Source organism: Mycolicibacterium rutilum (assembly GCF_900108565.1).
GTDB classification, from domain to species: Bacteria; Actinomycetota; Actinomycetes; order Mycobacteriales; family Mycobacteriaceae; genus Mycobacterium; species Mycobacterium rutilum.
In genome coordinates this window covers 5,615,783-5,641,493 of the sequence record NZ_LT629971.1, presented here as the reverse complement: position 1 = coordinate 5,641,493, position 25,711 = coordinate 5,615,783, and the positions used below count along the sequence as shown (strand labels likewise).

Here is a 25,711-nt window from a genome sequence, read left to right as displayed (position 1 = left end):
AGACGACAGATGACCACCGAACCGCGGACCGCGACCACCCCCGCCGACCTCGGCGTCGCGGGCACCCGGGCGCGGATCATCGGTCTCGACGGGGCGCGCGGGCTGTCCTGCCTGGGCGTCGCGATCATGCACGTCACCGTGCACTACTCGCCGGACACCGCAGCGGCCTGGAAGACCAACCTGCTCGGGCTGTCGCTGATCTTCTTCTACGCGCTCAGCGGGTTCCTGCTGTTCCTGCCCTACACCCGCAACCTGTGCAAGGAACGCCCGGCCGCGCGGCTGCCGAGCACGAAGAACTTCGCGCTGCACCGCATCGCCCGAATCCTGCCGGGCTATCTGGCGATCTTCCTGTTGGTCAACTTCGTCCTGCAGGCGGCCTACATCGGCAACGCCTCGATGCAGCCGCTCGGCACCGAGGACGGCACCGGGATGATCACCGACCCGTGGCAACTGCTGGCCAACCTCACGCTGATGCAGTCCTACATCCCGCAGTACTTCCAGACCGGCCTGAACCCGTCGTGGTCGCTGACGCTGGAGTACGCGTTCTACGCGTCGCTGCCCCTGCTCGGTGTGCTGCTCTTCGCGCTGCGCAAGCGCACCGCCATCCGGCCGCTGCGGCTGGCGCTGCTGGCACCGCTGATCCTGATCGTCATCGGGTTCATCGGGCGCGCATTCGTGCCGTTGGCGATCGAGGCCTCCGGCCTCACCGACCCGACCGTCATCCAATGGGGCGACAACTGGGTCGCGGTGTTCACCAAGTGCTTCCTGACCAACGCCGACACCTTCGCGTTCGGCATGATCGCGGCGGTCGTGGTGGTCGCGATGGAGGAGAAGGCGTTCGGCGAGCGGATCAGCCGCAAGGTCCGGCTGCTCAGCGTGCTGGCCATGCTGCCGACGACCGCTGTGTTCCTGTTCCTGATCGCGACCGCGAACCCGTACGCGACGTCGGGCATCGCGGTGGCCTGCGCGCTGGCGATCCTGATCATCGTCGCCCCGCTCGCCAGGGGTGAGGCGTCGGGCATCGCGAAGGTCCTCGACACCGCCCCGATGCGGTTCGTGGGCAAGGTGTCGCTGTCGGCCTACCTGCTGCACTTCCCACTGATGATCGTGCTCGGCCGGTGGGGGCTGATGGCCGGCGACACGGTGCCGGGCATGCTGCGCAACGCCGCGCTGGTCCTCGCCGTGACCCTTGCGGTGTCCACGGTGACGTACTACCTCGTCGAGCAGCCCGCGATGAACTGGGCCAAGCGCTACCGAGCCCGATGGGCGTGATGCTCCGCAAGATCGTCATCGGCGTCTGCATCGCGGCCGCCGTCGTCCTCGTCATCGGCCTGGTCCCGGTGGCCTGGAATCTGGTCGCGTCGTGGCGCGAACCCGCGCCCGGCCAGCCCGAGCCGATCGCGACCGCCGACCTGTCGGGCACCGGGCCCGGCTCGCTGATCAGCGCGATGACGATGCCCGAGTTCTCGCACACCCACTACGGCCAGCGGGTGAACTCGGCGCGGGTGGTGTACCGGTCGACGTCGGGCGACACCGGCGCCGAGACCGAGGTGTCGGGCAGCGTGTTCACCCCGAAGGGCGCACCCCCGCCCGGCGGGTGGCCCGTGATCGCGTTCGGCCACGGCACCACGGGCATCAACGAACCCTGCGCGCCGTCGCTGTCGGGCACGCTGCTCGGGATGGGCGAACCGATCGCGGCGCTGGTCTCCGGCGGATACGCGGTCGCGTTCGCCGACTTTCAGGGCCTCGGCCACGAGGGCGTGCATCCCTATCCCGATCCGCGCACCGCGGGGTTGAACATCATCGACTCGGTGCGCGCGCTGCGCCACACGTTCCCCGACGTGTCCAACCGGTGGGCCGCGATCGGCGGGTCACAGGGCGGCGGGGCGGTGTGGGCCGCCGACGAGCAGGCCGCCGGCTACGCACCGGACCTCGACCTGGTCGGCGCCGTCGCGTACGTGCCGTCGGCCGACGTGGCCGGGCTCGTCGACAAGGCGCGCGACGGCACGATGACCGCCGACCAGCAGCTGGTGTTCGTCGCGATCGTGGAGTCGATGGCGCGGCTGCATCCGGACCTGAACCGCGACGACTTCCGGCGCGGCGCGGCCGCGAAGTACTGGGACATCCTCAACGCGTGCTCGGGTCCGATGGTCGCCGACCGCGACGCCGCCGCCGACGAACTGCGCGCCGAGGACCTGGTGCCGGCCTCGACCGCCGCCGCCGACCGGCTGCGCTCCCTGCTCGCGAAGTGGGCGCTACCGCATCGGCCGTTGTCGGCACCCCTTGCAGTGGTCTACTCAGGACGAGACGAGTTCATCGACGAACAATGGACCACCGACGCGTTAGCCCGCGCGTGCGCGCTGGGCGGGAAGGTGTCATGGCGGCTCGACCCGACGAAGGGGCACGGAGGTGTCGACCTGACGGACCACTTCGGCTGGATCGCCGACCGGTTCGCGAACAAGCCGGTGACCGATGAGTGCCCAACGCAACCCTGACGGCGACAGCGCGCTGTGGCGGCAGCTGCTGGTGGAAGCCAAGTGCGTCGTCAAACGGTTGATCGCCCCGCGCGGCACACCGGTCGACCCGCCGAACACGCCCTACCTCGTGGTGCCGGTGCTGGGCCAGTCGAACGCGTTCGGCATGGGAGTGGGTCTCGACCTCGAGGGCCTCGACAAACCGCACCCGCGGGTGCACCAGTGGGCGATGTGCGGACCGTCCAAGGGCAGCGCCGTGCTCGCCGTCGACCCGCTGCTGCACGAGATCCCGGCCAAGGGTCTCGGTTTCGGCACGACCTTCGCCCGGCACCTGGCCGACGCGACGGGTCGCACGGTGCTGCTGATCCCGGGCGCCCGCGGTGACACGTCGTTCACCCCCAAGAACGGCTACACCTGGGATCCGGCCGACACCCGCACCCGGGTGAACCTCTACCAGCGCGCCGTGTCCGCTATCGACACGGTGTTGTCCCGGTACCCGGGCAGCGAGGTCCCGGTGGTGCTGTGGCATCAGGGGGAGACCGACGTACCGCTGATGGCCGGATCGGTCTACCAAGCAAAGCTTGATTACATGATCAACGACTTGCGGTCTCGCTACGGAACTGGGTTGCCTGTATTGCTCGGGCAAATGGTTCCCGAGGAGATGGAACTGAGCCACAAGGATTATTCAGCGGTCAATGCCGTGCATGTCGACACGCCCAATCGACTTGCTCACACCGCGTTCATTCCCGGCGCCCGGAATTGCATCAACGGGGGCGCGGACCGGCACTACAACGCCGACGGCCAGCGGCGGATGGGCCTGGGCATGTGGACCGCCTACCAGCAGATGTGCGCCGACAGGCTCGCGGAGTATGCGATCGACTGACACCGCCCGCATCGCGTTCGAGGCCGTTGCGGTGGTGGTCGTGATCGTGCTGATCGACCTGACCGTGGCGGGTTTCGTGTTGTTCACCAACGCCGCCGGCGACGAATTGCAGAAGGCCGACGCCATTCTGGTTCTCGCAGGTGAACACGACGGCCGGGAGGAGCACGGGATCGCGTTGGCGCGCGCAGGCTGGGCCGGAACCGTAGTCTTGTCGAACCCGTACCCGGCCGACGACGACGTGATGAGCCGGGTGTGTGACGGCGAGCGGGGCGTCGAGGTGATCTGCGTGCGGCCGGACCTGTTGACGACCAGGGGCGAGGCGATCGCCATGCGCGAGCTGGCCGACGAGCGGTCCTGGGAGACGATCATCGTGGTGACGTGGCGCTATCACCTGCCCCGCGCACGCTTCGTGTTTCGGCAGTGCTATTCCGGGCACGCTGACGATACCGTCATGACGGCGGTGCCGAGGTCCTATGACTTCTCGGTTCCCGAGTGGGAGCTGACCTACGCCTATCAATTTGCTGGCTTCGCGAAGGCAGCAATACAGGGCGATTGCTCTTGACCAGCCACTTTGCGGAATATGTGGCGTAGTCAAGCAAACTTTGACATAGTGAACCAGCAGCAGCGAGCGCAATTAGCTGCGGAACCGCCAGCAAACAGGAGGTAGGTCGAGCCGTGTCGGTGGCAGAAGAGGTCTTCGCACCCGCGAACGCTCGCTTGACCGAGGTGCGCGCCGCGACCGCGATGGCCTGGCAACAGCGGTACCGCCGAGCCCTCATCGCCACCGACGCCGTCGTGGTCGTCGTGGCCATGATCGTCGCCCAGGTCGTGCGACTTGGCCGTCCGGAAAGCGTTTTGAACGCGCCGACGGCCTACTACGCGGTCTTCTCCTACTACTCGATGCTGTCGATCATCGTCGCCGGGATCTGGCTCGGCCTCCTCGCTGCCTACCGGACCAGGTCGCCCCGCATCATCGGCGCGGGCGTCGAGGAATACCGCCGTGTGTTCTCGGCCACATTGGCTACCGTCGGGGTGATCGCGGTCGGGCTGATGATCCTGCGGCCGGAATATGCACGTGGCTATCTCGCCGTCGCGCTGCCCCTCGGGCTGCTCGGCCTGCTGCTGAGCCGTAGCTTGTGCCGCCGCGTGCTGGCCCGCAAGCGGCTCAAGGGCAAGTGCGTGCAGAACGTCCTGGCCGTCGGGGATGCCCGCGCGGTGCGCAGCCTCGTGCAGTCGCTGTCGCGGGGCTGGTGGTACGGATATTCGGTCGTCGGGGTGTGCCTGACCGGGCGTCCCAGCGGCGGCACCTTCGACGTTCCGGGCGTGGGCTCGATCCCGGTCCTCGGCGACGAGCACCAGGTGCACGAGGCGATCCTCGAGACCAGCGCCGACACCGTCGCGCTGACGACCACCGACCACCTCGGCCCCGAAGGGGTCCGCGAGCTGTCCTGGGATCTGGACAAGCTCGGCGTCGACCTCGTGGTGTCGCCGGGCGTGGTGGACGTGGCCGGGCCGCGGCTGACGCTGCGGCCGGTCGCCGGCCTGCCGCTGATCCACGTGGAGAAGCCGCAGTACAGCGGCACCAAGAAGCTGCAGAAGCGCGCCTTCGACGTCTGCGTGTCGATCACCGTGCTGATGTGTGCGCTGCCGGTGATGCTGCTCGCGGCGATCGCCATCAAGCTGACCAGCAAGGGACCGGTGTTCTACCGCTCCGAGCGCATCGGCCTCGACGGCGAGCCGTTCCAGATGATCAAGTTCCGCACCATGGTCGACGGCGCCGACAAGCAGATCGACAGCCTGATCCACATCAACGAGAGCGCGGGCGGCGTGCTGTTCAAGATCCGCGAGGATCCGCGCGTCACCCCGATCGGCAAGCTGCTGCGCCGGTACAGCATCGACGAGCTGCCCCAGTTCATCAACGTGCTCCGGCGCGACATGAGCGTGGTCGGCCCCCGGCCGCCGCTGCGCCGCGAGGTCGACACCTACACCGACCAGGTCCGGCGCCGGCTGCTGGTGCTGCCGGGGATCACCGGGCTGTGGCAGGTCAGCGGACGCTCGGATCTGTCGTGGGAAGACTCGGTGCGCCTTGACCTTTCGTACGTCGAGAACTGGTCGATCACCAACGACCTGTTGATCGCGGCCAAGACGATCCGCACGGTGGCCGTCGGCTCCGGCGCGTACTGACCGCGCGCCGTCGGCCATACTACGGAGGTCATGAATAACCAACGCGGCGGCGGTTTGCGCGCGACAGCGTTGTGGGCCGGTGTCGTCATCGTCGTGGTGCTCGGGGTCGTCGCGGCGGCCAACCTGCAACCCATCGCGACCGTCGTGGTCTCACGCTTCCTGAACCAGTTCCCGTCCTCGGGCGGCCCTCCGGTGCCCGTGCAGTCCGCGGATCTCACCGATTCCGGGCCGGGGTCGTTGATCACCGCGACCACCATGCCGGGCGTCACCCGCACGATCGAGGGTCGCGACTTCGTCGCGGCCCGGGTGGTGTACCGCTCGACGTCCGGAGACGACGACGCGCCGACCGTGGTGTCGGGTTCGGTGTTCACCCCGCGCGGCCAAGCCCCCGCGGGCGGCTGGCCGGTGGTGGCGTTCGGGCACGGCACCCTGGGCATCGAGGGGGAGTGCGGGCCGTCGCTGTCGCCGACGCTGTCCAATCTGGTCAACGTGGTGCGGGTGCTGGCGCGGCGCGGCTACGCGGTCGCACTGCCCGATTTCCAAGGCCTCGGCGTCAAAGGCGTGCATCCCTATTCGGACTCGGCGACCGCGGGACGCAATCTGATCGACGCGGTGCGCGCGCTGCGCCACACCTTTCCGGACGTGTCCGACCGGTGGGCCGCGCTCGGCGATTCCCAAGGCGGCGGCGCGGCGTGGGCATCGGACGAACTCGCCGCGACCTACGCGCCCGACCTGAAACTGGTCGGCGCGCTGGCGTCCTCACCGGCCGCGGACATCTCGGGGCTGGTGGACAAGGCCGCGCAGGGCACGCTGACCACCGAGCAGCGGCCGGTCATGCAGATGGTGGTCGAGTCGCTGGCGCGGCTGCATCCCGACCTGGACCGCGACGACTTCCGGCGCGGCGCGGCCGCGCACTACTGGAACGTGCTGTCCGACTGCACCGAAGCCGGCGCGTACCGGCGCGGCACCGCGGTCAAACAGCTGGGCGGCGGCGACTTCGCGCCACGCGACCCGCAGGCCGCCGACCGGCTCCGCGGTTATCTGCAGGACTGGGCGCTTCCCCAAAAGCCGCTCAGCGCACCGCTTTACGTGTGGTACGGCGGGAAGGACCCCTACATCGACGCGGCCTGGACGGCCGGGGCGATCGAACGGGCCTGCACGATGGGCGGCGTCATCACGGTGCGGTTCGATCCCCAGGCCGGGCACAACCCCGCCAACGCGCTCAACATGCTCGACTGGATGGCGGACCGCTTCGCCGGGAAACCCGCGCCCAATGACTGCTGACCGCGTCCCGCTCGACGGCGCCGCGCTGCGCGCCGACGTGCTCGGGCCGGTGTGGCGGCGCCTCGATGTGATCGCCGAGACCCGGTCCACCAATGCCGACCTGCTTGCGCGGGCCGAACACGACGACATCGACGGCGCGGTGCTGATCGCCGAGCACCAGACCGCGGGCCGCGGCCGGCGCGGCCGCAGCTGGTCGGGCGTGCCGCACGCGCAGGTCATCATGTCCGTCGGCGTCGACGTGTCCGGTGTGCCGACCCGCGCGTGGGGTTGGCTGCCGCTGATGACCGGGGTGGCGGTGATCGACACCGTCGCCGCGCTCGGCGTCGAGGCGGCGCTGAAGTGGCCCAACGACGTACTGGCCGGCGACGACAAACTGGCGGGCATCCTCGCCGAGGTCGCGCCCGGCCAGCAGGCGGTGGTGATCGGGGTCGGCCTCAACGTCTCGCTGGCCGCCGACGAGGTGCCGCTCGACGGGGTGGCGTCGCTGACCAAGCTGGGCGTGACGCGCCCGGACCGTCACCGCATCGTCGCGGACCTGCTGCGCGCGCTCGGTGACCGCCTCGCGGCGTGGCGGGCGAACGCGGGCGCCGACAGCGCCCTGCACCGCGACTACCGCGCCCAGAGCGCGACTTTCGGTCAGCGGGTGCGCGCGATCCTGCCGGGTGATCAGGAGATCGTCGGGACCGCGGTCGACGTCGACGACGAGGGCAGGCTGCTCGTCGACACGGCGGGCAAGGCCGTGACCATCTCGGCCGGCGACATCGTGCACCTGCGGCCCCAGGCGTAGGCGGGGCCGGATGCGACGGAATCGGTGGGCCATCGCCCTGGTCGCCGCGGTGCTGATCGTGGCCGCCGGTGTGGTGATCTGGCCACGGCTGCGCGGTGCGGCCGACGACCGACCGTCCGCCGCCGACACCCCCGGTCCCGGTTCGGTGGTCACGGTGCGTGAATTACCCACCGCCGCAACGGCTTCGGGTAAGCGCCGGATGCAGCGCGCGTCGGTCACCTACCGGTCGGGTGCGGCCGACGGCAGCCAGACCGACGTGACCGGCATGGTCTTCGTTCCTGCGGGCCCGCCGCCCGCCGGCGGCTGGCCGGTCATCGGGTTCGCCCACCCCACGACCGGCATCGACGAGCAGTGCGCGCCGTCGCAATCCCCGACGCTGCGCGGCATGATCGGGTTCGTCGGCGGGCTCGTCGACCGCGGCTACGCGGTCGCGGTGACCGACTACGCGGGGCTGGGCACACCGGGGCCGCACCGCTATTTCGACCACCGCACCGCCGGGTACAACGTGATCGACTCGGTGCGCGCCCTGCGGCACGTCTTCACAGGCGTGTCGTCGCGGTGGGCGGCGTTCGGCGCCTCGCAGGGCGGCGCGGCGGCCTGGTCGGCCGACGAACAGGCCGCCGGCTACGCGCCGGAACTCGACCTCGTCGGCGCGGCCGCGATCGCACCGGCCGCCGACATGTCGGGCCTGGTGGACAAGGCGCTCGCCGGGACGATGACCATCGACCAGACCCGGTCGCTGGCCACCACGCTCGAGGCGCTGGCCCGCATCCATCCCGACCTGGCCCGCGACGACTACCGCCGCGGCGCCGTCGCGCAGTACTGGGACGTGCTGACCGCGTGCCGCGGGGACGTCGAGGACCGCAGGCCGGAGGCCGAGGGCGCGGTGCGGCCCGGCGACCTCGCGCCCGCGACACCGCAGGCCGCCGATCGGTTGCGCGGCTACCTGCGCGACTGGGCGGTGCCCCAGGGACCGTTGAGCGCACCGCTGTTCGTCGCCTTCGGCGGCCGCGACGCCTCGATCGACGAGCAGTGGACCCGCGACGCCATCGCGCGGGCGTGCCGCATCGGCGGCACCGTCGAGACACAGTTCCAGCCCGGCAGCGACCACCACGACATCGACGTCACCGCGGCGCTGGCCTGGCTGGCCGACCGGTTCGCCGACAAGCCGGTCAGCGGCGGCTGCCCGCGGTGATGCTCACATCCGCCGCAGATAGCCGTTGAAGCTGAACGTCCCGTTGTAGCCCCACAGGTCGGTGAACCGGGTGTCGACCTTGTAGTCGCCGGCATGGTTGCCGGCGAAGCGTTCGAGGGCCTGGTACTTGTCGATCATGAACGCGGTGTCCTCGACGATCAGATAGTCGCCGGGCCGCAGGTGCGGGTGGAAGTGTTCGAGCATCTCGTAGGTGTTGACGTGCGCGTCCTCGATAACCAGCCAGGGATGCGGCAGGTCGAACCACGGCCCGTCGAACGTCGAGGGTTTCGTGCAGTCGGCCTGGACGAACTGGATCCGCGGGTGCTCCACGACGACCCGGCTGATGTCGATGTCGAAGGACACGATCTGCGAGTCCACGCCGAAGCTCTCGAGCAGGTCGACCATCCACAGGGCGCTGCCGCCGACGTAACTGCCCAGTTCGAGGACGGTGGCCGGCTTCAGTTCGGACAGCAGCAGGGGCACCAGCGCCAGGTCGTAGGGGTCCTTGATGTTCGGGACGCCCTTCCAGTGGATCAGCGGCACCTGGCCCGACGCCCAGTCCTCACCCCAGAGCAGATCACCCCACTTGGCCTGTTGCATGTTCCGCAGCATCTGCCGCGACAACGCGATATCGGTCGCCCACGCGCGATCCTGAAGGTCCACGTAGCGCTGACCGTTTTGCCGGGCGGCGCCCAGCGCCCGGCGCGCGACCGCCCGTCCCGACGACAGGAGGGTGTCGACCGCGGTGAACGCCTTGCGCGTCAGGACCTCTCGCATGACGCAACTTTAAGTTAGAAAGACATCGCGTTCCGGGTCGGGTCATCGGCTGCCTCGGCAATGCGCCCGCCCGCGTTTTGCCGGCTGTTTCGCGCATGCCAAGATCAGTTTCCCCGATAAAGTGCTGATCATGGGGTATCCGGACAACGTGCTGGCCGCCGAGGAGCAGGTGGTGCTGCACCGCCACCCGCACTGGAAACGGCTGATCGGCCCGATCCTGATCCTGCTGGTGGTGACCGCGCTGGCCGCGTTCGGCGCCGGTTACGTCAACCAAACCGACTGGGAACCCACCGCGCGCAACGTCGTGCTGATCGTCATCGCCGCGATCTGGCTGGTGATCGTCGGGTGGCTGACGGTGTGGCCGTTCCTGAACTGGTGGACAACACATTTCGTCATCACCGACCGCCGGGTGATGTTCCGGCACGGCGTGCTGACCCGGTCGGGAATCGACATCCCGCTGGCGCGCATCAACAGCGTCGAGTTCCGGCACGGTCTGCTCGATCGGATCCTGCGCACCGGCACGCTGATCATCGAGTCAGCCGCGCAGGACCCGCTGGAGTTCTACGACATCCCGCGAGTGGAACGTGTCCACTCGCTGCTGTATCACGAAGTCTTCGACACCCTGGGCTCGGAGGAGTCGCCGAGCTGAGCCAGGCGCCGCGCGCGGCGGGTCCGCAGCGGGGTGACATTCCCCTCGTCGGCCTGCTCGGCCACGTGGTGCTCGTGATGCTCTTCCATCGCCTCGGCCAGGCCGCCCGCGGTCAGCGACTCGACCGCCTTGTCCGGGTTGCGGCCGAACTCGTCGGGGAACACCCAGCGCCGGAACGCCCAGAACCGGAACGCCATCTGCAACAGGTTGCCGATGATGTAGGCCGAGATGAAGTCGGCGATGTTCTCGACGGTCAGGCTGACCTCGGGCACCCGCAGCATCAGCACATAACTGGAGAACCACAGCGGCGCCATGGACAGCAGCACGCCGACCCCGCTGAACCCGAAGAACAGCAGCGCCTCGTGGTGGCGCTCACGCCCGCCGCGGTCGCGGAAGCTCCATTCGCGGTTCAGGATGTAGGACGCGATCACCGCGACGATGCCGGCGATGATCTTCGCGGTCACCGGCTTGGGCTCGAGGACCGTCAGCTTGAGCGTGTAGAACACCGACGTGTCGATGATGAACGTGGTCGCGCCGACGATCGCGAACTTGATCAGTTCGTGATGGCGTTCGAAGTACGGCCGTACCGGACGCGGCAGCCGTGCGATCGTCGCATCGGTGAAGGACACAACAGGGCAGTGTACGGAAATTACGCAGCCTACGCGTACCCGCGCAGGTCGCGACGGGTATGCGGGCGGGTGCCCGGGCGGCTGGTCATGACACCATTGGGACGTGTCGCAGAACCCCAGTGGGCCGCCCGTGGTGGCGATGGTCGGCGGTGGCCAGCTGGCCCGGATGACCCATCAGGCGGCGATCGCGCTCGGTCAGACGCTGCGCGTGCTCGCCGTCGACGCCGGTGACCCGGCCGCGCAGGTCAGCCCCGACGTCGTGCTCGGTGAGCACACCGATCCCGACGCACTGCGCCGCGTCGCCGCGGGTGCGGCCGCGCTGACCTTCGACCACGAGCACGTGCCGGCGGGCCTGCTCGACGAGCTGGTGGCCGGCGGCGTCAACGTCGCGCCGCCGCCGTCGGCGCTGGTGCATGCCCAGGACAAGCTCGTGATGCGCAGGCGGCTGGCCGAACTGGGGGCGCCGATGCCGCGGTTCGCTCAGGTCCGCGACCTCGCCGACGTCGACGCGTTCGCCGCCGAGGTGGGCGGGCCCGTCGTGCTCAAGACCGCGCGCGGCGGGTACGACGGCCGCGGCGTGACCCTGGCCCGCGACGTCGCCGACGCCCGCGACGCCGCGCAGCGCTACCTGGCCGGCGGCGCCGAGGTGCTCATCGAGGAGAAGGTCGCGATGCGACGCGAGCTGGCGGCCCTGGTGGCGCGCTCGCCGTTCGGCCAGGGCGCGGCGTGGCCGGTCGTGCAGACCGTGCAGCGCGACGGCATCTGCGTCGAGGTGATCGCCCCGGCGCCTCGGCTCGACGACGATTTGCGTTCGGCGGCAGGGCAATTGGGGCTGAAGCTGGCCGCCGAGCTCGGGGTGGTCGGGGTGCTGGCCGTCGAGCTGTTCGAGACCGTCGACGGCGCGCTGCTGGTCAACGAACTGGCGATGCGCCCGCACAACTCCGGCCACTGGACGATGGACGGCGCGCGCACCAGTCAGTTCGAACAGCATCTGCGCGCGGTGCTGGACTATCCGCTCGGCGACACCGGGCCGATCGCCCCGATCACCGTCATGGCCAATGTGCTTGGGGCGCCGCAGAGTCCGGCGATGACGATGGACGAGCGGCTGCACCACCTGTTCGCCCGGATGCCGGACGCGAAGGTGCACCTGTACGGCAAGGCGGAGCGGCCCGGCCGAAAGATCGGCCATGTCAACATCATCGGCGCAGCGACGGGCTCGGCGGACGACGACGGCTACGTCGCCGCGGTACGCGAACGCGCCACCAGGGCGGCACACTGGTTGTCGCACGCGGAATGGACGGACGGATGGGACCCACATGAGTAGCGCTCCTGCGCCGCGCGTCGGCCTGATCATGGGCAGCGACAGCGACTGGTCGGTGATGGAGGACGCCGCGCACGCGCTGGCCGAGTTCGACGTGCCGTTCGAGGTGGGCGTGGTGTCCGCGCACCGCACCCCGGTCCGCATGCTCGAGTACGCCCAGACCGCGGCCGAACGCGGCATCGAGGTCATCATCGCCGGCGCCGGGGGAGCGGCCCACCTGCCCGGCATGGTGGCCTCGGCCACGCCGCTGCCCGTGGTCGGCGTGCCGGTCCCGCTGGCCCGCCTCGACGGTCTGGACTCGCTGCTGTCGATCGTGCAGATGCCCGCGGGGGTCCCGGTGGCCACGGTGTCGATCGGCGGTGCCCGCAACGCCGGGCTGCTCGCGGTGCGCATCCTCGGCGCCGCCGACACCGCGCTGAGGGCCCGCGTCGCGCAGTTCCAGGCCGACCTGCACGACACCGTGCTGGCCAAGGACGCGGCGCTGCGAGAGCGCCTGCTCGGGGGTCAGCGCGGGGAGTAGCCTGGCCCACGCCGCATCGCGGTCGTCGGCCAGAGTAAAGTTACTGGCGAGTAACGAGGAGCATGTATGTCGATCAGTAACCCGTCGTTCGATGCCTTCCAGCTGTCCGACGAGCACAACGAGCTGCGCGCCGTCATGCGCGACCTGTGCGACAAGGAGATCGCCCCGCACGCCGCCGACGTCGACGAGAAGGCGCGCTACACCGACGAGGCGCTGGCCGCGCTGACCGCATCGGGCATGGCCGCGATCCACATCCCCGAGGAGTACGGCGGCCAGGGCGGCGACTCGGTGGCCGCCTGCATCGTGATCGAAGAGGTGGCCCGGGTGTGCGCCTCGTCGTCGCTGATCCCGATCTGCAACAAGCTCGGCACGATGGGTCTGCTCATGCGCGGGTCCGAAGAGCTCAAGAAGCAGGTACTGCCGTCGATCGCCGCTGGGGACGCGGTCGCGTCCTACGCGCTGTCCGAGCGCGAGGCGGGCAGCGACGCCGCGTCGATGCGCACCCGCGCGCAGTCGGTCGGCGACGAGTGGGTGCTCAACGGCGCCAAGTGCTGGATCTCCAACGGCGGGCACTCCACCTGGTACACGGTGATGGCGGTGACCGATCCCGACAAGGGCGCCAACGGCATCTCGGCGTTCGTGGTGCACAAGGACGATCCCGGCTTCTCCGTCGGCGCCAAGGAGAAGAAGATGGGCATCAAGGGGTCGCCCACCACCGAGTTGTACTTCGAGGACTGCCGCATCCCCGGCGACCGGATCATCGGCGAGCCCGGCACCGGCTTCAAGACCGCGCTGGCCACCCTCGACCACACCCGCCCGACGATCGGCGCGCAGGCCGTGGGCATCGCGCAGGGCGCGCTCGACGCGTCGGTGGCATACGTCAAGGAACGCAAGCAGTTCGGCAAGCCGATCGGCGACTTCCAGGCCGTGCAGTTCATGCTCGCCGACATGGCGATGAAGATCGAGGCGGCGCGGCTGATGGTGTACACCGCCGCGGCCCGCGCCGAGCGCGGCGAACCCAACCTGGGCTTCATCTCCTCGGCGTCGAAGTGCTTCGCCTCCGACGTGGCGATGGAGGTCACCACCAACGCCGTCCAGCTGTTCGGCGGCTACGGCTACACCACCGACTTCCCGGTCGAGCGCTACATGCGCGACGCCAAGATCACCCAGATCTACGAGGGCACGAATCAGATTCAGCGCGTGGTGATGTCGCGTGCGCTACTCCGCTGACGTGACCCTGTCGCACAGCCGCAGGTAGAGGTTCTTCAGCGCCGCCATCGAGGCGGTGTCGGAGACCTTCGCCTCCTCCACCGCGACGCCCTCGCCGACCTCTTCCTCGAGGACGCCGAGGGTGACCAGCACCGCCAGCGAGTCGAGGTAGCCGTCGGCGTGCAGATCCTGGGACGCCTCGACGTCACGCTCGTCGAAGCTGTAGAAGACACGGTCGAGCAACCGTTGTCTGACGTCGTCCCAATCCGCGGCCACCTGGCGTCCTTTCGTTCCCTCAGAGCTTTCCCGAATCCGGCAGTCCTGCAACATCGACGACGTCGATGAGTACGGCGGAGGCGCTGCTACCCACCTCGGCGGCCAGGGCCCTGCGAATCCGACGTTCGGCCGTCGGGTCGGGCGTCTCGACGAGGACCCGCAGCGACGGCTGCTGACCGTACACCGCGTGCTCCACCGCCGAGGCGCGGCAGTCGAGCACCCCGTCGACCGCGCGCACGAGCCGCCGCAGCCCCGAGAGCTCGATACGGCTACCCAGGAAGTTGATGTCGGCGGCGCTGCGGCCGAGCACGTGCAGATGGCCGTCGGCGGTGAGCCGGCCGATGTCGCCGGTCGGCCACCACTCGGGTGTGGTCGGTTCTGCGCCGCCCGCGATGTCGACGTAGGAGAGCATCCGGTAGTCGCTGGCCACCTCGACGCGATCCTCGCCGGTGATGCGGATCCGGACGCCGGGCAGCGGTGTGCCGACGTCGCCCTCGCGGAAGTCCGCGAGCGTCGCGTGGCCGATGGCGATGCGCGGGCCCAACTCGGCCTGTCCGTACATGTTGGTGACACCGGCGTGGGGAAACGACGGCCGCAGCTTCGCCGCCATGGACTCGGTCAGCGCACCGCCGGCGAAGATCAGTTCGACGGCGCCCTCGAACGACCAGCTCGGATCCTGGGCGAGCAGAAAAGACTGGTGCGGAAGGAGATACACCGACGAGTTCGGCCGCAGGCTGCGGCGGAAGTCGGTCCACGCGTCGAGCGATACCGGCGGCGCGCAGAACCGTACGGGGACCCCGGCGGCCAGATGGCTGTGGATGATCGACATCCCGTAGGCGAAGCGGGGATTGACCAGTGCGACGTAGTCGCGATCGGCGGTGAGCGCGAGGCGCTCGGCAATCGCTTCGGCGCAGCGACGGATCACGTCTTTGGAGTAGCGGACCAGCTTCGGTTCGCCGGTCGTCCCCGAGGTCTCCATGACCAGTTGTGCGGTCGGGCCGTGGGCCTCGGGCGAACCCGGGAGCGTCTCGAATCGCGTCGCGCAGTCGGTCACCGACCACCCGGCGTGCGAGTGCACCGAATCGAACCGCGATGCCGAGATCACGAGTGTCGATGCCTCGCCGAGGTAGGCATGGACGTACCGGTCGAGGATGCGCTGGACTTCGGGACGCGCGTGACCGACCAGCGGAAGATTGGTCAATTCTTCTCCTCGTCCAGCACGGCGTCGCGATCGCCCGCTGCGAAGACACGTTGACCAGTCGCCGCCTGCTTCGCCCCGGCCCCCGCATGTTAGCTCAGCGGCGCGTGCTGCTGCTCGCCACGTGTGGCCGTGCCGGGGCCGGTGCGAACTGGTTGACTGGACGGCATGGAGACCATGGTGACCCCGCCGCCGACGGCGGCCGTGGAACCCATGCGTCCGGTGGACGCGATGTGGTACTGGCTGGCGACGAAGTTTGCCACCGACCAGTTCCTGGCCTATGCGTTCGCGGGCACCCCCGATTCCGTCGAGCAGGCCGTCGACGACGTGCTCGAGCGCGCGCGCCGGTGTGCCGACTTCGGGCTGCGGGTCCGGCCGCACACACTCAATCTGCGCTTCCCCGACTGGGTTTCGGGGGCTCCGATCGGGTCGCACAGCGTCGATGTGTGGCCGACGGCCGGCCTGGGTTGGCAGCAGGTCCTCGACTCGCTGGCCGGGTTGATGCAGCGCCAACTGGACCCGCGGCGGAACACCTGGCGTCTGCACGTCTTCCGCGAGGTGCGCGACGTGCCGGGGCACGACGGTGTCGCGACCGTGGTGGTGCTGCAGATGACGCATGCGCTCGGTGACGGCACCCGCACGGCGGCGCTGGCCGCGCAGTTGTTCGGGCGGGCGGCGGCGCCGGTGCCGGTCGAGCAGGCCGGCCGGACCCGTCCGCTGCGTGACGTCGTCGATGCGTACCGGGTCCGCAAACGGCTCGCGCGCCGCCGAGAATCCGGGGAGCTCCCGCCGGAGAAGCCGCCGGTGCCGGCGCTGAGCACCAACGCCCGGCCGCACGGTCCGAGCGTGTTGCGGACCGTCGCGTGTCACCGCGACCAACTCCCCGGCCCGACGGTGTTGGTCGGGGCGCTCGTCGCGGTGTCGGATGCGTTGGCCGGGCACCTGAGGGACCAGGGTGAGGACGTGTCGGCGCTCACGGCCGAGGTGGCGATCGCCAAACCCGGTAAGCCGACGGCGCGTAACCACTTCGCCGTGCACGGCGTCGGCCTGTATCCCGACGCCCCGACGACGGCCGAACGGTATGCCCGCATCATCGAGGACCTGATGAGCATTCGGCGACGGGACGCCCAGATGCCGGCCGACGCGCGGCTGGCCTTCGACGGGGTGCCCGCACCGGTGCGCTGGGCGGGCGTCTGGCGCCTAAACCCCGACGACAACTGGTCGATGGTGCGTGGCAACACGGTCGTGTCCAGTGTCGAGCGGGGGGAGGCAGATCTGAGCTTCGGCGGCTGCCCGGTGGTGCTCACCGCGTCCTACCCGTCGCTGATGCCGATGATGGGGCTGACGCACGGCGTGCACCGCATCGGTGACACGGTGGCGATCAGCGTGCACACGACGCGTTCGGTGATCGCCGACGTCGACGCCTATCTGGACCGGTTGACCTTCGTGCTGCGCCGCTGACGGCGCTCGTCAGTTCCGGAGCGACGCCAGGCGGTGATAGAGCGCGCGGGCGGTCTCGATGCGGCGCGCGATGTCGGCGGGACGCTTGGGCACCCGCACCAGCACACCCAGGTCATGGACGGCGTCAGCCGCGGGTGACCCTCTCCGTCTGCCTGCGCCGGTCGAGGGCCGCCGGGTCGGCGTTGGCGACCTGCACCAGCGAGGCGCCGACGGCGAACACGGCGATCAGGTTCCGCACGAGCTCGTCGGCGCTGCCCCAGGGCGCGCTCGACAGCACCCGGTCTGTTGCCGTAAGACCTTGTGCCGCAGCCGATTCCCGGGCGGCGGCCAGCACGTCGTCGGCGCTGCGGCCGGCCAGCGCCGGTCCCGGCGAGCGTTCGGGCGTGATCTGGTCCCCGTGCACCCGCACGGCGGTCGCGTAGTCGGTCACCCCGACCGGCAGGTCGGGGGCGGGCTTGCCGAACGGGTCCATCGACAGCACCGCGACCTCGCCCATGCCCACGGCGGCGTCGGCTTCCGTCAGCCGGTCCGCCGTGCACAGCGCGACGTCGGCCTCGATCCCCGGGCCGGGCAGCACGACTTCGGCTCCGATCCACCAGATTCCGAACAGCACCGCGGCGGTCTGCCAGTGTGCGGGCAGCAACACCGCGACGCGGCTGGCCGGTCCCGCGCCGAGCTCGTCGCGTAACAGGTTGGCGGTCTTGGCCGCCCAGTTGGCCAGCGTCGCCGTCGAGAGCTCGATGCGCTCACCGGTGGCGTCGTCGTAGTAGGTGATGCGCGGACCGGCGGGGTCCGATGCCATCAGCGGATCGAGGATCGCCGAACTGAGTGTCGCCACGTCTAGTTGACGCACGCCGGGTCGTCGGAACCCGCGGTGAGGATCGGCGACGGCGGCGGCGCGGCCTCGGTGGAACCGATGGCGACGGGATCGGCGGTCGCGGTCGTCGGGTCGGTGCCGTCGGATCCCGGTCCCGAGTAGTCGGCGGCCAGCACGACCCGCACCGCGCCCGCGGGCACCGTCGGGTCCTCGACGACCGGCAGTCCGCCGAGGTCCTGCGAAACGGCTTGCGCGCCAAGGTCGTCGGCTTTGGCTGCCCGCACCTGGCTGCCGCTGACCGGATCGCCCTCGTGGTTGCCGGTGGGGCCGGGGGTGAACCCCTTGTTGGTCAGCACCGCCGACACCGCGGCGGCCAGGCCGTTGATGTCGGTGGCGTTGACGACCTCGGCGGTGGTCTTGTCCGGGGTGTAGGCGAGCTTTTCGGTCTTGCCCTCGTCCTGGTCGTGCAGCAGGCCGTCGACCCAGCTCTTGACCTCGGCCGGATCGATCCGCACCACGCTCTGCATGCCGTCGTCGCTCCAGCCGTTCTCCTGCAGCACCGGGATGGTGGCGAACGCGACGTTGCCCGCGGCGAGCTTCTGCAGCTGCTCGGCGAATTGCATGACGTCCCAACCGTCGGAGAGCACCACCGAGCGCTGCACGGCGTCCTCGAGCCGGTTCAGCGTGGCCGGGCTCGACAGCGTCTTGCTCGAGATCACGTCGTGGGCCAGCGACGCCATCACCGACTGCTGACGGGTGACCCGGTCCAGGTCACCGCGCGGCAGGTCGTGGCGCTGACGCACGAAACTCAAAGCCTGCGGACCGTTCAGCTTCTGCCAGCCGGCGGGGAAGTCGGCTCCCGAAAGCGGTTCGTACACAGCCTCTTTCAGGCAGACGTTGACACCGCCGAGCGCATCGGTGATCAGCGCGAAGCCGAGCAGGCCGATCTCGGCGTAGTGGTCGACGGTCACGCCGGTGAGATTGGCGACGGTCTTGATCAGCGCCTCGCGGCCGGCCTCGGTGGCCTGCGGCTGCGCCTGCGCGGGGTCCTCGCCGTCCTGCTCGACCAGTTCGATCATCTTCTCGGCGTGCACGGACCCGTAGACGCCGTTGATCTTCATCTTGCCGACACCGGGCGCCTCGACATACGAGTCGCGGGGGATCGAGATCGCGGTGGCGGACTTCCCGTTGTTGGGGATGCGGATCAAGATGATCGTGTCGGTGTTGGTGGCCTCGTCGTCACCGGCGCGCAGCGTGGCCAATTCCTCCGCCGACAGCGGGTTGCCGTGGGCGTCGGTGCGGCTGTCCATGCCGACCAGCAGCACGTCGATCGCGCCGTCCTCGCCGCCCTCGCCCAGCGCCACCGGCGAGATGTGGTTGATGCCCGATTCGAACGAGCGGATCTTGCCCCAGGCCACGCCCGTCCCGATGACGACCGCCAGGGCCGCCGACACAGCGATGACGCGCAGCATTCGACCGGGCATCAGCCCAGGCTACTGGCGACAGCGGCGTTGACCGGGTAGCCGGAGTCGGCGTGCCAGACTCGTGACCGTGTCTTTCTCCGAGTCTGGCCGAATCGTTATTGCGGGCGCGGGCGGGATGGTCGGCCGCGTCCTGGCAGCTCAGGCCCGCCGACAGGGCCGCGAGGTGCTGGCCCTGACCTCGGCGGACTGGGACATCACCGACGCGTCGGCGGCCGCGCGTTTCGTCGAGGGCGGCGACGTCGTCATCAACTGCGCCGCGTTCACCGCCGTCGACGCCGCCGAAGCCGATCAGGCCCGCGCGCATGCGGTCAACGCCGACGGCCCCGCCCACATCGCCCGGGCCTGCGCCGCAGCCGGTGCGGGGCTGATTCACATCTCCACCGATTACGTGTTCTCGGGCACACAGCGGCGGCCCTATGACATCGACGACCCGACCGGCCCGGTCAACGTCTACGGCCGGACCAAGCTGGCCGGTGAGGCGGCCGTGCACGCGGCGCTGCCCGGCGCGTGCGTGGTGCGCACGGCGTGGGTGTACGAGGGCGCCGACGGCACCGACTTCGCGGCGGCCATGCGGCGGGCGGCGGCCGGCGACGGGACGGTCGACGTGGTGGCCGACCAGATCGGCTCGCCCACCTACGTGGGTGACCTGGTGGCGGCGCTGCTGCAGATCGCCGGCGGCGGAGTCTCCGCGCCGCTGCTGCACGCCGCCAACGCGGGGGAGGCCAGCCGCTTCGATCAGGCGCGGGCGGTGTTCGAGGCCGTCGGCGCCGACCCGGAGCGGGTGCGGCCGGTGGGCAGCGACCGGCATCCGCGGCCGGCCCCGCGGCCGCCGTACTCGGCGCTGTCGGGGCGGCGCTCGACCGAGGCCGGGCTGACTCCGCTGCGGCCGTGGCGCGAGGCGCTGCATGCCGCGCTCGCGGCGGCGGGCCCGCACCGCCCGATACCCTCTACGCCGTGAGTGACGAACTGGTCGTGATCACGGTGACGTATTCACCGGGACCACACCTGGACCGGTTCCTCGCGTCGCTTGCGCACGCCACCGACCGGTCGGTGACAGTGATCATGGCCGACAACGGCTCGATTGACGGGACACCCGAGGAAGCGCTCGAGCGCTATCCCAACGCCCGGCTGCTGCGCACCGGCGCCAACGTGGGCTACGGCACCGCGGTGAACCGGGCCGCCGCGGAGTACCTGTCGAAGGCGGACTACTCGGACTTCTTCGTCGTCGCCAACCCCGACGTGCAGTGGGGCCCGCGCAGCATCGACCTGATGCTGGAGGCCGCGGCGCGCTGGCCGCGCGCCGGTGCGCTGGGGCCGCTGATCCGTGACCCCGACGGCTCGGTGTACCCGTCGGCGCGCCACCAGCCGAGCCTGGTGCGCGGCGGCATGCACGCGGTCGTCGGCCCGGTGTGGAAATCGAACCCGTGGACCGCCGAGTACCGTCAGGAGCGACAGCAGCCCAGCGAACGCCCCGTCGGCTGGCTCTCGGGATCGTGTCTGTTGCTGCGGCGCTCGGCGTTCGAGGAGATCTCGGGCTTCGACGAGCGCTATTTCATGTACATGGAGGACGTCGACCTGGGTGATCGCCTGTCGCAGGCCGGTTGGCAGAACGTCTACGTGCCCGCGGCGGAGGTTTTGCACGACAAGGGTCACTCGACTGGCCGCGACCCGGCGCGCAACTTGGCTGCCCATCATCGGAGCACCTACACTTTCCTCGCGGATCGGTATCCGAAGTGGTGGCAGGGGCCGCTGCGCTGGACGATCCGGGCCTCGCTCGCCGCGCGCGCGAGCCTGGTGGTCCGGAACTCGAAGCGCAACCGAGCGAAAGGACGGCGCTAGCGTGAATCCCGCGGAGGTCGACGCCGTCATTCTGGTCGGTGGTCTTGGCACGCGGCTGCGGCCGCTCACTCTCTCGGCGCCCAAGCCGATGCTGCCGACGGCCGGGCTGCCGTTCCTGACGCATCTGCTGTCGCGGATCGCCGACGCCGGTATCGAGCACGTCATCCTCGGCACGTCCTACAAGGCGGGCGTGTTCGAGTCCGAGTTCGGCGACGGCTCCAAGCTCGGCCTGCAGATCGAGTACGTCGTGGAGAACGAACCGCTGGGCACCGGCGGCGGCATCGCCAACGTGGCGCCCAAGCTGCGCCACGACACCGCGCTGGTGTTCAACGGCGACGTGCTCTCGGGCGCGGACCTGCGTGCGCTGCTGAACTGCCACGAGGACAACGGCGCCGACGTCACGCTGCACCTGGTGCGGGTCGGGGACCCGCGCGCGTTCGGCTGCGTGCCGACCGACGGCGACGGCATGGTGACCGCGTTCCTGGAGAAGACGCAGGACCCGCCGACCGACCAGATCAACGCCGGCTGCTACGTATTCAAGCGCGAGGTCATCGACCGCATCCCCAGCGACCGGGCGCTGTCGGTGGAGCGGGAGGTGTTCCCGGGCCTGCTGTCCGACGGTTTGCGGGTGTGCGGCTACGTCGACTCGACCTACTGGCGCGACATGGGCACCCCCGAGGACTTCGTCCGGGGCTCGGCAGACCTGGTCCGCGGCATCGCGCCCTCGCCCGCGCTCGGCGGGCACCGCGGCGAGGAGCTGGTGCACGACGGCGCCAGCGTCGCCCCCGGCGCGTTGTTGATCGGCGGCACCGTGGTCGGCCGCGGCGCCGAGATCGCCGGTGGCGCAAGGCTTGACGGCGCGGTGATCTTTGACGGCGCGAAGGTCGGCGCCGGCGCGGTGATCGAACGCTCGATCATCGGTTTCGGCGCGCGGATCGGGCCGCGGGCGTTGATCCGCGACGGGGTGATCGGCGACGGCGCGGACGTCGGCGCCCGCTGCGAGTTGTTGCGTGGCGCGCGGGTGTGGCCGGGTGTGACGATCCCGGACGGCGGCATCCGCTTCTCGACCGACGTCTAGTTGCGATTTCGGTGCGCTACCGGTCGCTGAGCGATCAGGAGTGCACCGAAATCATCGGTTGCGGGCCGCCGCCGCCAGTTGGGTGAGGCCGAAATCGGAGTCCTCGGGCAACGCGTCCAGCGGCCACCACCGCAGGTCCAGCGACTCGTCGCTGACCGCGATCTCGGCGCCGGCGGGCGCGCGCACGACGAACTGCACGTCGAGGTGGCGCGTCGGCACGCCCAGCGAACACGTCACCGGATGTACGTGCAGCGCCGCGGGTTCCGGATCGATTGTCAGACCCTCGACGCCGGACTCCTCGGTCGCCTCCCGCAGCGCGGCCGCGACGATGTCGGGATCATCGGGCTCGCAGTGGCCGCCGAGCTGCAGCCACCGGCCGAACCGCGGATGCAGCGTCAGCAGCGCGTGGCTCCCGGTGTTATCGAGCACCAGCGCCGAACCGGTGACGTGCCCGGGTGCGCAGGATCGCAGACAGCCGTCCTCGCGGGCCGCCAGGAACGCCAGCACCGCGTGCCGCAACGAGTCCTGCGCGGGATCGGGCGCACGCCAATTCGTCAGCGTCGCAACGGCCGAGGCGTGCAGGCTCACTTGACCACCAACAGGCCGTCGACGGGCACCGGGTCGCGCGGCGGCGTCGGACCGTCCTCGGGATAGCCGATCGCGATGGCGCCCAACGGTTCCCAGTCGGCGGGCAGGTCCAGCTCCGCGCGTACCTCGTCGGCGGCGAAGATCGTCGAGCCGATCCAGCAGCTGCCCACCTCGCGCACCGCCAGCGCCACCAGCAGGCCCTGCACGGCGGCGCCGACCGCGACCGTGAACATGGTGCGTTCGGCGGCGGTGCGCTCGGCGTCGGGGTAGGCGTGCGCACCGTCGGGCACCAGGAACGGGATCACGACTTCGGGCGCGTCGTAGAGGATCTGGCCCCGCTGCACACGGCGTTCGACGGAGTCGGCGGGCCTGCCGTCGCCGGTGAGGTCGGCGCGCCACTTGTCCTTCATCCGGTCCAGCAGCGCGATGCGCCGGTCCCGGTCGCGCAGCCACACGAACCGCACCGGCCGGGTGTGGTGCGGCGCCGGTGCGGTGAGCGCCTCGGCCACAGCGGCTTCCACGAGTTCGGGTGCGACGGGCTCGGCGGAGAACCGGCGCACCGAGCGGCGCAGCAGCTGGGCCTGCGACCGGCCGAGCGCGATCGCCTCCTCGGTGCCCAGCCAGAACAGGTCCTCTTCACCCGCGCGCACGAGCCTGCGCGCGGTGGATCCGTCGTCGGGCAAGTGAAGTCCGCGCACCACCGCGACCGGGATGTCGGTCAGCTTGCCCTTCACCAGGTCGGCGGCCGCGGCGATCTCGTCGGCGACGGCGATCTCGGTGACGATCAACTCGTTGCCGTGCCGGTCCACCGAACCGCCGTAGCCGTGCAGCACGGTCAGCCCGGCGGCGCCGATCGCGACGTCGGTCTGCCCGTTGCGCCACGCGCGCCCCATCGTGTCGGTGACGACGACGCCGACCGACACCCCGAGCCGCTCCCGCAGCCCGGTCCGCAGCGCCGCTGCGCTGCCGTCGGGATCGACTGGTAGCAGCGCGAGTTCGGCGGAGTCGACGTTGGACCCGTCGACCCCGGCGGCGGCCTGGACGAGCCCGATCGCGTTCTCGGTGATCAAGGTGCGGCCCTTGCGGGCCAGCACCCGCACCGCCTCGGCGTCGATGAGCTTGCGGCGCAGCACGTCGCGTTCCTCGGGGTCGGCCGGGGCGTCGACGATGCGGCCCTCGCACTTGGACAGCACCTTGCTGGTGACGACCAGAACGTCGTTGTCGCGCAGCCACGGTGCGGCCGCCGCGATCGCCGCGGCGAGGTGGTCACCGGGCCGGAACTCGGGCAGGCCGGGTACGGGCAGCAGTTCGACGGCGGCAGCCGAGCCGTGCTCGGTCACGGTTTGACCCCGGCGAGATCGATTCCCGCGCGGACCATCTCGGCCGTCGTCGCGGGATCGGTCATCAACAGCGGCGCCGAGCGCACCTCGACGCCGTCGATGTCGGCGTGGTCGCCCTCGTGCACGAGCCAGCCGTCGAGGATCCCGACGCCCGACCGCGCACCGAAGTGCCTGCCGACCGCCTCCGAGGTGCTCTCCACACCGATCACCGACAGACATTCATCGGCCATGCCGCGCAACGGCTTTCCGCCGATGATCGGGGAGTAGCCGATCACCGGCGCATCCGTCGAGCGCAGCGCGCCGCGGATGCCGGGCACGGCGAGGATGGCGCCGATGCTGACCACCGGGTTCGACGGTGCCAGCAGCACCACGTCGGCGGTCTCGATCGCCTCGGTCACACCGGGTCCCGCGGTGGCCTTCTCGGCGCCGACGAACGCGAAGCTGTGTGTCGGCACCTTCGCGCGATGGCGCACCCACCACTCCTGGAAGTGGATCGCGTGCTTCTCGCCGGTCTGCTCGCCGGGGCCGGGATCGGTGATGACGACGTGGGTTTCGCTGCGGTCGTCGGTGACGGGCAGCAGCCGCGCGCCGGGCGACCACCGCTTGCACAGCGCCTCGGTGACTTGGGACAGCGGATAGCCGGCGCGCAGCATCTGGCTGCGTACGAGGTGGGTGGCCAGATCGCGGTCGCCGAGGCCGAACCAGTCCGGCTGCACGCCGTAGGCCGCGAGTTCCTCCTTGGCGTGCCAGGTTTCGTTGCGGTGCCCCCACCCGCGCTCGGGATCGATGCCGCCGCCGAGGGTGTACATGCACGTGTCGAGGTCGGGGCAGATCCGCACTCCGAACATCCAGGCGTCGTCACCGACATTCACCACTGCGGTAAGTTCATGCGCATCAGTATCATCAGTATCAGCAGCACCACCAGTGACACCGAATTGCCCCAGTCCCAGCAGATGTTGGACACCGAGCAGGAACCTGGCGCCACCGACGCCGCCGACCAGAACTGTGACCTTCACAGCGACCGAGCGTAGGCCGTTGGACGGGAATTGGTTCGGGCAGGAGCGCCGCAGGCCGGCCGCTGTGACGGACACGCCGAGTCACGACTCGCCGTATTTGGATCACGGAATGGTATGAATTCCTGTTCCAGCGCTTGACCGGGGCAGCTAACGCGTGTGTAATCACACCAGTGTCATTTCCCGGTAGGCCAACCGGTTCCGGTGCCGCAGACCGAGATTCGATCACTTGTTCGAATTGGAGGGGTCGCACGCCTCGGTGTGTGGCTGTATAGGGGATCAACGAGACCAGGTGAGGAGGCGGAAGATGTCTTTTGAGCAAGGCGATTTCGATCGCGTTGTCCCGTTCGACAACCGATTTTTCGGCTCAGTAGACAGCGCGCCGCACACCAATTCCGGACCGGCACCGGTTGAGACGCCGCGGCGTCCCCAGTTAAGTCTGGTGCCAGATCCGATTGATGTTGCGCCGGCACTGACACCGGAAGACGACTTGTGGCAGGAGCGCGCGTTGTGCGCGCAGACCGACCCCGAGGCCTTCTTCCCGGAGAAGGGGGGCTCGACGCGCGAAGCCAAGCGGATCTGCCAAGGCTGCGAGGTGCGCGACGCCTGCCTCGAGTACGCACTGGCGCACGACGAACGCTTCGGCATCTGGGGCGGGCTGTCCGAGCGCGAGCGTCGTCGGCTCAAGCGCGGCATCATCTAACG

The 25,711-nt window shown here is 70.0% G+C and carries 26 protein-coding genes; 17 read left to right on the top strand and 9 right to left on the bottom strand.

All coding sequences use genetic code 11. From position 1 onward, the window contains the following. Positions 1 to 9 precede the first annotated feature (9 nt). The 8 genes from BLW81_RS27475 to BLW81_RS27440 all read left to right on the top strand — a co-directional run bounded on the left by BLW81_RS27475 (position 10) and on the right by BLW81_RS27440 (position 8,807). The gene (locus BLW81_RS27475) at positions 10 to 1,272 is read left to right on the top strand and encodes an acyltransferase family protein (RefSeq protein WP_083409935.1); all 1,263 of its coding nucleotides are present in this window, start codon (positions 10 to 12) and stop codon (positions 1,270 to 1,272) included. Next, on the top strand, positions 1,263 to 2,495 hold the full coding sequence (locus BLW81_RS27470) for a lipase family protein (protein ID WP_235632113.1): 1,233 nt from the start codon (positions 1,263 to 1,265) through the stop codon (positions 2,493 to 2,495). The genes BLW81_RS27475 and BLW81_RS27470 overlap by 10 nt, the downstream gene beginning before the upstream one ends. Continuing rightward, complete coding sequence (locus tag BLW81_RS27465) at positions 2,473 to 3,357, top strand: sialate O-acetylesterase (RefSeq protein WP_083409934.1); 885 nt, start codon at positions 2,473 to 2,475, stop codon at positions 3,355 to 3,357. Before BLW81_RS27470 ends, BLW81_RS27465 begins: the two co-directional genes overlap by 23 nt. Further along, on the top strand, positions 3,344 to 3,919 hold the full coding sequence (locus BLW81_RS27460; RefSeq protein WP_083409933.1) for a YdcF family protein: 576 nt from the start codon (positions 3,344 to 3,346) through the stop codon (positions 3,917 to 3,919). Before BLW81_RS27465 ends, BLW81_RS27460 begins: the two co-directional genes overlap by 14 nt. 182 nt (positions 3,920 to 4,101) lie before the next feature. Continuing rightward, positions 4,102 to 5,541, top strand: coding sequence for a sugar transferase (locus tag BLW81_RS27455; RefSeq protein ID WP_083410863.1), 1,440 nt, complete (start codon positions 4,102 to 4,104; stop codon positions 5,539 to 5,541). A gap of 30 nt (positions 5,542 to 5,571) precedes the next feature. Further along, entirely contained in the window at positions 5,572 to 6,825 is a 1,254-nt protein-coding gene (locus tag BLW81_RS27450) for a lipase family protein (protein ID WP_083409932.1), read from the top strand. Next, positions 6,815 to 7,612: a biotin--[acetyl-CoA-carboxylase] ligase gene (locus BLW81_RS27445; protein ID WP_083409931.1), complete on the top strand. Its 798-nt coding sequence runs from the start codon at positions 6,815 to 6,817 to the stop codon at positions 7,610 to 7,612. Before BLW81_RS27450 ends, BLW81_RS27445 begins: the two co-directional genes overlap by 11 nt. 10 nt (positions 7,613 to 7,622) lie before the next feature. Beyond that, a complete protein-coding gene (locus BLW81_RS27440; RefSeq protein ID WP_083409930.1) occupies positions 7,623 to 8,807 on the top strand; it encodes a lipase family protein in 1,185 nt (394 codons plus the stop codon). A 3-nt stretch (positions 8,808 to 8,810) separates the two neighbouring features. On the opposite strand, the gene BLW81_RS27435 is transcribed toward BLW81_RS27440, so the two are convergent. Further along, positions 8,811 to 9,584, bottom strand: a complete 774-nt coding sequence (locus tag BLW81_RS27435; RefSeq protein ID WP_083409929.1) for a CmcI family methyltransferase — start codon at positions 9,582 to 9,584, stop codon at positions 8,811 to 8,813. A 130-nt stretch (positions 9,585 to 9,714) separates the two neighbouring features. Here BLW81_RS27435 and BLW81_RS27430 point away from each other — a divergent pair, with 130 nt between their 5' ends. After that, positions 9,715 to 10,233 (top strand): PH domain-containing protein, encoded by a 519-nt coding sequence (locus tag BLW81_RS27430; RefSeq protein WP_083410862.1) that lies wholly within the window; start codon positions 9,715 to 9,717, stop codon positions 10,231 to 10,233. Here the strand turns inward: BLW81_RS27430 and BLW81_RS27425 are convergent. Further along, positions 10,188 to 10,862 (bottom strand): GtrA family protein, encoded by a 675-nt coding sequence (locus tag BLW81_RS27425; RefSeq protein WP_083409928.1) that lies wholly within the window; start codon positions 10,860 to 10,862, stop codon positions 10,188 to 10,190. The genes BLW81_RS27430 and BLW81_RS27425 overlap by 46 nt on opposite strands. Before the next feature lie 139 nt (positions 10,863 to 11,001). On the opposite strand from BLW81_RS27425, the gene BLW81_RS27420 reads away from it, so the two are divergent. From BLW81_RS27420 to BLW81_RS27410, 3 genes are all read left to right on the top strand, one after another. Beyond that, positions 11,002 to 12,186: a 5-(carboxyamino)imidazole ribonucleotide synthase gene (locus tag BLW81_RS27420; RefSeq protein WP_235632363.1), complete on the top strand. Its 1,185-nt coding sequence runs from the start codon at positions 11,002 to 11,004 to the stop codon at positions 12,184 to 12,186. Further along, on the top strand, positions 12,179 to 12,703 hold the full coding sequence (gene purE / locus BLW81_RS27415; protein ID WP_083409926.1) for a 5-(carboxyamino)imidazole ribonucleotide mutase: 525 nt from the start codon (positions 12,179 to 12,181) through the stop codon (positions 12,701 to 12,703). The genes BLW81_RS27420 and purE overlap by 8 nt, the downstream gene beginning before the upstream one ends. A 66-nt stretch (positions 12,704 to 12,769) precedes the next feature. After that, on the top strand, positions 12,770 to 13,933 hold the full coding sequence (locus tag BLW81_RS27410; RefSeq protein ID WP_083409925.1) for an acyl-CoA dehydrogenase: 1,164 nt from the start codon (positions 12,770 to 12,772) through the stop codon (positions 13,931 to 13,933). Here BLW81_RS27410 and BLW81_RS27405 read toward each other — a convergent pair. Both BLW81_RS27405 and BLW81_RS27400 read right to left on the bottom strand, forming a co-directional pair. After that, positions 13,922 to 14,188, bottom strand: a complete 267-nt coding sequence (locus tag BLW81_RS27405) for a hypothetical protein (protein WP_083409924.1) — start codon at positions 14,186 to 14,188, stop codon at positions 13,922 to 13,924. The genes BLW81_RS27410 and BLW81_RS27405 overlap by 12 nt on opposite strands. Before the next feature lie 19 nt (positions 14,189 to 14,207). Further along, positions 14,208 to 15,389, bottom strand: coding sequence for an AMP-binding protein (locus BLW81_RS27400; protein WP_083409923.1), 1,182 nt, complete (start codon positions 15,387 to 15,389; stop codon positions 14,208 to 14,210). A 165-nt stretch (positions 15,390 to 15,554) separates the two neighbouring features. Here BLW81_RS27400 and BLW81_RS27395 point away from each other — a divergent pair, with 165 nt between their 5' ends. Next, positions 15,555 to 16,847, top strand: a complete 1,293-nt coding sequence (locus BLW81_RS27395) for a wax ester/triacylglycerol synthase domain-containing protein (RefSeq protein ID WP_235632111.1) — start codon at positions 15,555 to 15,557, stop codon at positions 16,845 to 16,847. A 124-nt stretch (positions 16,848 to 16,971) separates the two neighbouring features. On the opposite strand, the gene BLW81_RS27390 is transcribed toward BLW81_RS27395, so the two are convergent. Together BLW81_RS27390 and BLW81_RS27385 are read right to left on the bottom strand one after the other, a co-directional pair. Further along, a complete protein-coding gene (locus tag BLW81_RS27390; RefSeq protein WP_083409922.1) occupies positions 16,972 to 17,685 on the bottom strand; it encodes a TIGR03089 family protein in 714 nt (237 codons plus the stop codon). 2 nt (positions 17,686 to 17,687) lie between these two features. Beyond that, positions 17,688 to 19,148 (bottom strand): LCP family protein, encoded by a 1,461-nt coding sequence (locus BLW81_RS27385; protein ID WP_083409921.1) that lies wholly within the window; start codon positions 19,146 to 19,148, stop codon positions 17,688 to 17,690. Between the two features lie 115 nt (positions 19,149 to 19,263). Between BLW81_RS27385 and rfbD the strand changes: the two genes are divergently transcribed. Genes rfbD through manB form a run of 3 tightly spaced genes read left to right on the top strand, consistent with a single transcriptional unit; the run spans position 19,264 to position 22,065 of the window. Further along, positions 19,264 to 20,106 carry a dTDP-4-dehydrorhamnose reductase gene (gene rfbD / locus BLW81_RS27380; protein WP_235632362.1) on the top strand — a complete coding sequence of 281 codons (843 nt, stop codon included), beginning with the start codon at positions 19,264 to 19,266 and terminating at the stop codon, positions 20,104 to 20,106. Next, complete coding sequence (locus tag BLW81_RS27375; RefSeq protein WP_083409920.1) at positions 20,103 to 20,987, top strand: glycosyltransferase family 2 protein; 885 nt, start codon at positions 20,103 to 20,105, stop codon at positions 20,985 to 20,987. Before rfbD ends, BLW81_RS27375 begins: the two co-directional genes overlap by 4 nt. A gap of 1 nt (position 20,988) precedes the next feature. Beyond that, positions 20,989 to 22,065 carry a mannose-1-phosphate guanylyltransferase ManB gene (gene manB / locus BLW81_RS27370; protein ID WP_083409919.1) on the top strand — a complete coding sequence of 359 codons (1,077 nt, stop codon included), beginning with the start codon at positions 20,989 to 20,991 and terminating at the stop codon, positions 22,063 to 22,065. Between the two features lie 51 nt (positions 22,066 to 22,116). Here the strand turns inward: manB and BLW81_RS27365 are convergent, their stop codons facing one another. From BLW81_RS27365 to cofD, 3 genes are read right to left on the bottom strand one after another with little or no spacing between them, the layout of a single operon-like run. Continuing rightward, on the bottom strand, positions 22,117 to 22,653 hold the full coding sequence (locus BLW81_RS27365; protein ID WP_083409918.1) for an NUDIX hydrolase: 537 nt from the start codon (positions 22,651 to 22,653) through the stop codon (positions 22,117 to 22,119). Then, positions 22,650 to 23,993, bottom strand: coding sequence for a coenzyme F420-0:L-glutamate ligase (locus tag BLW81_RS27360; RefSeq protein ID WP_083409917.1), 1,344 nt, complete (start codon positions 23,991 to 23,993; stop codon positions 22,650 to 22,652). Before BLW81_RS27360 ends, BLW81_RS27365 begins: the two co-directional genes overlap by 4 nt. Beyond that, a complete protein-coding gene (gene cofD, locus BLW81_RS27355) occupies positions 23,990 to 25,009 on the bottom strand; it encodes a 2-phospho-L-lactate transferase (protein WP_083409916.1) in 1,020 nt (339 codons plus the stop codon). The genes BLW81_RS27360 and cofD overlap by 4 nt, the downstream gene beginning before the upstream one ends. Before the next feature lie 436 nt (positions 25,010 to 25,445). On the opposite strand from cofD, the gene BLW81_RS27350 reads away from it, so the two are divergent. Then, positions 25,446 to 25,709, top strand: a complete 264-nt coding sequence (locus BLW81_RS27350) for a WhiB family transcriptional regulator (RefSeq protein ID WP_172799572.1) — start codon at positions 25,446 to 25,448, stop codon at positions 25,707 to 25,709. The last annotated feature ends 2 nt before the right edge of the window (positions 25,710 to 25,711 follow it).